Annotated in this window: 1 CRISPR repeat array. The window is 42.7% G+C overall.

Annotated features, from left to right (window positions below):
* The first annotated feature begins 1 nt into the window (after position 1).
* Positions 2 to 869: a CRISPR direct-repeat array (repeat unit 28 nt; unit sequence GTTCATGGCGACATACGCCATTTAGAAA).
* The last annotated feature ends 7 nt before the right edge of the window (positions 870 to 876 follow it).

Below are 876 nucleotides of genomic sequence, written 5' to 3' on the forward strand. Positions count from 1 at the left end.
AGTTCATGGCGACATACGCCATTTAGAAAATTACAACGGCCCATCAAGTTTTTAGCTATCCGTTCATGGCGACATACGCCATTTAGAAAGCCAAGAGTAGCCAAATATGACTGGCAGAAGAGTTCATGGCGACATACGCCATTTAGAAATGCTAAGAAAATTCCGCCAAAGCGCACAAGATGTTCATGGCGACATACGCCATTTAGAAATTTGGCTGCCCTCTTTCGAGGGCATTTGTGATGTTCATGGCGACATACGCCATTTAGAAAAAGACGAAACAGTTTTTCGGCTAATCATTAAGGTTCATGGCGACATACGCCATTTAGAAATAATGAGAACAAATCTGCGCAATTTATCCAAAGTTCATGGCGACATACGCCATTTAGAAACAATAAAAAAGCTCCGATAATTGGGAGCTTTAGTTCATGGCGACATACGCCATTTAGAAATATTCATCACAGTGCTGTGCTTGCTTCTATCAGTTCATGGCGACATACGCCATTTAGAAATTTCCATCGAGTTTTCATGCCATGGCCTCGATGTTCATGGCGACATACGCCATTTAGAAAGTTACCCACCCCTCAACCGTTTAATAAGCTTCGTTCATGGCGACATACGCCATTTAGAAACATAGGTCACGATTAACACCTTCTGGCAATTCGTTCATGGCGACATACGCCATTTAGAAAACCACGCGCATTTCTACAGCAAAATGAGCGTAGTTCATGGCGACATACGCCATTTAGAAACTGTCAAAGTGTAGGTCTCACTCGCAAACTGGGTTCATGGCGACATACGCCATTTAGAAAATGTGTTCGTGGCACAGGAGAAAAACCATTGAGTTCATGGCGACATACGCCATTTAGAAAACAGATT

Origin of the sequence: Acinetobacter sp. CIP 102637 (assembly GCF_000368425.1) — a bacterium.
Classification (GTDB): domain Bacteria; phylum Pseudomonadota; class Gammaproteobacteria; order Pseudomonadales; family Moraxellaceae; genus Acinetobacter; species Acinetobacter parvus.